Source organism: Brucella sp. LJL56, assembly GCF_054871705.1.
The window spans coordinates 1-3880 of record NZ_JBTXLQ010000018.1 but is presented as its reverse complement, the minus strand read 5'-3'; the positions used below and the strand labels follow the sequence as shown (position 1 = coordinate 3880).

The following is a 3880-nucleotide window of genomic DNA, read 5'->3' as shown; positions in this document are numbered from 1 at the left end:
TGTTGATTTTCGCTGAGAACTGATGGAGTGGATGCCCCCTCCCGACGGCATCGCAATGTGCCATAGTGATGTTTGCAGCAACGTCACTCAGAGGAGAGAGCATCCATGAAGGAAGTTAGCATTGTCGGCCTTGATCTTGCAAAGCGTGTATTTCAAGTCCATGCGGCCAGTGCCGATGGCGGTTTTGTTCTCCGCAAAAAATTATCTCGCGTCCATGTAATGGCTTTCTTTCAGAGGCTTCCGAGTTGCACCGTTGCGATGGAAGCATGTGCCACCGCCCATTATTGGGCTCGTGAAATTGGCAAGCTCGGCCATGAAGTTCGGCTGTTGCCGCCTGCTTATGTGAAGCCGTTCGTAAAACGACAAAAGAATGATGCGGCGGACGCTGAAGCTATTGTAGAGGCAGCCATCCGGCCCTCAATGCGTTTCGTTGCACCAAAGACAGAGAAGCAGCAGGCTGCTTGCATGGTTTTTCGGACGCGCGATTTGTTCGTCCGTCAGCGCACGCAGCTTATCAATGCTCTTCGCGCCCACTTGGCTGAACATGGTGTTATTGCACCCCAGGGAATTGCGAACCTCGCTGCTTTGATGGGGATCGTTGACGATGATAATAACGGTCTCAAGCGCGTGGTCGTAGAGACTGCCCGACTTTATCTTGAGCAGATTGATCTGCTTAGCTCCCGCATTGGCAATCTTGAGAAAGCAATCAAGTCAGAAGCTCGACAATCCGATAACACTGCGCGCTTGATGTCTATGCCTGGAATGGGCCCTATCACTGCCATGGCCATTGAAGCCTTTGCTCCTACTATGACAGCGTTTCGAAAAGGACGAGATTTTGCGGCATGGCTCGGTCTGGTGCCAAGACAGCACTCGAGTGGCGGCAAACAGGTACTGGGCAGAACGTCAAAAATGGGACAGCGCGACATTCGGCGGCTTTTAATTATCGGTGCAATGACAGTAATCAGATGGGCGTGCCGTAAAGCACCGCCAGAGAACTCGTGGCTTGGGAAAATGTTATCACGCAAGCCGCGTATGCTCGTCGCCATTGCACTTGCAAATAAAATGGCGCGCAGCGTCTGGGCGATGATGACAAAGAATGAGGAATTTAAAGTTTCCGCTCTCGCCTCTGCATAAGCAAAGATAGCAGTGTTGTAGCGAGATCGGATCGTCGGCGTGTGAGGAGATCAGCGAACGGTAAGGACAGAGATTGGAAAGACGGACTGGAAATGCAACCGGGTCAGTGAGCCTCGAGCTCGTAGAACTGATTTTGCGCCAGCTCCGCTTAGCTCCATACCGGCCAGTAGTCATAAAAGGACTACAGTAAAGGCCTGATACATGACCGCATCCAATCACACGTTGAAACCGCTCGAAGAAAAGCCTTGCATGAACGGGGGCATCCATACATGACCCGGTTTGGGGCGATATTTCCATCGAGAACTGACCCATGTTTGAACCTTCCCTCGTGCGTTTTCAGCGAGGGCTATGGAGTGATCGACATGGCATTATTGAGCGTCATCCGGCGCTGGCATTTCCGGGATCAACTATCGATCCGAGAGATTTGCCGCCGTACGGGCTTATCCCGGAACACCATCCGCAAATATCTTCGTCTCGGTAACGTAGAGCCGAAGTTTCAGGTTCCCGAGCGACCAAGTAAACTCGATCCGTTTGCCGACCGTCTGGTAATCTGGCTGAGAACAGAGGCAAAGAAGTCTCGTAAGCAGAAACGTACGATAAAGCAGTTGCATGCGGACCTCGCCGCCCTTGGCTATGAAGGTTCCTATGGCCGTGTGGCCGCCTTTGCGCGGGAATGGCGCGCTGATCAGCACCAACAGCAGCAGACGGTGGGCCGAGGGACTTTTGTGCCGTTGAGCTTTGAACCGGGTGAGGCCTTCCAGTTCGATTGGTCGGAAGATTGGGCTATCATCGGCAGTGAGCGAATGAAGTTGCAGGTTGCTCATACCAAGCTCAGCTATTCGAGAGCCTTTATTGTACGCGCCTATCTCCTGCAGACACATGAGATGTTGTTTGACGCCCACAACCATGCCTTCCGGGTACTCGGCGGCGTTCCCCGACGCGGTATATACGATAACATGCGCACGGCCATCGACAAGGTTGGACGTGGCAAGGAACGTGACGTCAATATACGCTTTCAGGCCATGGCCAGCCATTATTTGTTCGAGCCGGAGTTCTGCAACCCTGCTTCCGGCTGGGAGAAAGGACAGGTCGAGAAGAATGTTCAGGATGCCCGCCACAGGCTTTGGCAACCTATGCCGCGTTTTCCATCACTGAACGCTTTGAATGACTGGCTGGAAGAGCGTTGTAGAGCCTTCTGGGCAATGACGCCCCATGGAAAGGTGCGCGGTACTATCGCCGATGCCTGGGCGGAAGAAGCACAATCGCTCATGCCGGCCTCCCGACCTTTCGATGGCTTTGTCGAATACACCAAGCGCGTATCGCCGACCTGCCTCGTCCATCTGGAGCGCAACCGGTATAGCGTTCCGGCGTCTTTCGCCAATCGCCCAGTCAGCCTGAGGGTTTATCCAGATCGTGTCGTCGTCGTCGCGGAAGGCCAGGTCATCTGTGAGCATTTGCGCATCTTTAACCGCTCACACCAAGGACCCGGGCAAACCGTTTATGACTGGCGACATTACCTGGCCGTCGTGCAACGAAAGCCCGGTGCTCTTCGCAATGGCGCTCCTTTCACCGACCTTCCAGAAGCCTTTCGCACACTCCAGCTATATCTCTTGAAGAAGCCGGGAGGCGACAGAGAAATGGTCGATATTCTCGCTCTTGTTCTTCAGCACGACGAACAGGCCGTGCTGGTGGCCGTCGATATGGCGCTGAAGTCCGGCGTTCCAACGAAGACCCATATCCTGAATCTTCTTCATCGTCTGGTGGACGGCAAATCCTTTACGCCGCCCGCGATCAATGCACCGCAGGCACTCACGCTCAGCAATGAGCCCAAGGCCGATGTCGAGCGCTACGATACCTTAAGAAAGAAGGAGACCCGTCATGCGTCATAATCCAGCAAGCGGTGCCATTGTCATAATGCTCAAGCAACTCAAAATGCATGGTATGGCGCAGGCCGTCGGTGAACTAACTGAACAAGGATCGCCGGCATTCGAGGCCGCCATTCCAGTCCTCTCGCAGCTCCTCAAGGCAGAAACGGCAGAGCGTGAAGTCAGATCGGTAGCGTATCAGCTCAAAGCCGCTCGCTTTCCAGCCTATCGCGATCTCAATGGATTTGATTTCGCAAGCAGCGAGATAAACGAAGTACTGGTCCGGCAACTTCATCGAGGTGACTTTCTCGATGATGCAAACAACATCGTTCTCGTTGGCGGACCTGGTACGGGCAAGACCCATATCGCTACAGCCATCGGTGTGCAGGCAATTGAGCACCATCACAAACGGGTCCGCTTCTTCTCAACCGTCGAATTGGTCAATGCGCTGGAGCAGGAGAAAGCTCAAGGCAAATCCGGACAGATGGCTAATCGGCTTATCTATTCCGATCTCGTCGTTCTCGACGAACTTGGATACCTGCCATTCAGTGCGTCTGGTGGTGCGCTTCTATTCCATCTGCTGAGCAAACTCTACGAGCGCACGAGCGTCATTATTACCACCAACCTCAGCTTCAGTGAATGGGCGAGCGTATTCGGGGACGCAAAAATGACCACTGCGCTGCTCGACAGGCTCACCCACCATTGCCACATCTTGGAAACCGGAAACGACAGCTTCCGTTTCAAAAACAGTTCAGCGCATGAACCTCAAAAAGCAAAGGAGAAAACCGGAACCTTGACCAATACCGCAGACCCAAACAATACTTAAAGAGCGGGTCAAATCTCGGTGGAAAAACCGGGTCAGTTCTTAGCGAAAATCAACA

At 53.4% G+C, this 3880-nt stretch carries 3 protein-coding genes; all 3 read left to right on the top strand.

The window, feature by feature from the left end:
- Positions 1-105 precede the first annotated feature (105 nt).
- The 3 genes from ACYSN1_RS21770 to istB all read left to right on the top strand — a co-directional run bounded on the left by ACYSN1_RS21770 (position 106) and on the right by istB (position 3825).
- Entirely contained in the window at positions 106-1134 is a 1029-nt protein-coding gene (locus ACYSN1_RS21770; RefSeq protein WP_209418733.1) for an IS110 family RNA-guided transposase, read from the top strand.
- A 362-nt stretch (positions 1135-1496) separates the two neighbouring features.
- The gene (istA, locus tag ACYSN1_RS21765) at positions 1497-3023 is read left to right on the top strand and encodes an IS21 family transposase (RefSeq protein WP_404578393.1); all 1527 of its coding nucleotides are present in this window, start codon (positions 1497-1499) and stop codon (positions 3021-3023) included.
- Positions 3013-3825: an IS21-like element helper ATPase IstB gene (gene istB / locus ACYSN1_RS21760; RefSeq protein WP_404578395.1), complete on the top strand. Its 813-nt coding sequence runs from the start codon at positions 3013-3015 to the stop codon at positions 3823-3825. Before istA ends, istB begins: the two co-directional genes overlap by 11 nt.
- Positions 3826-3880: the final 55 nt, after the last annotated feature.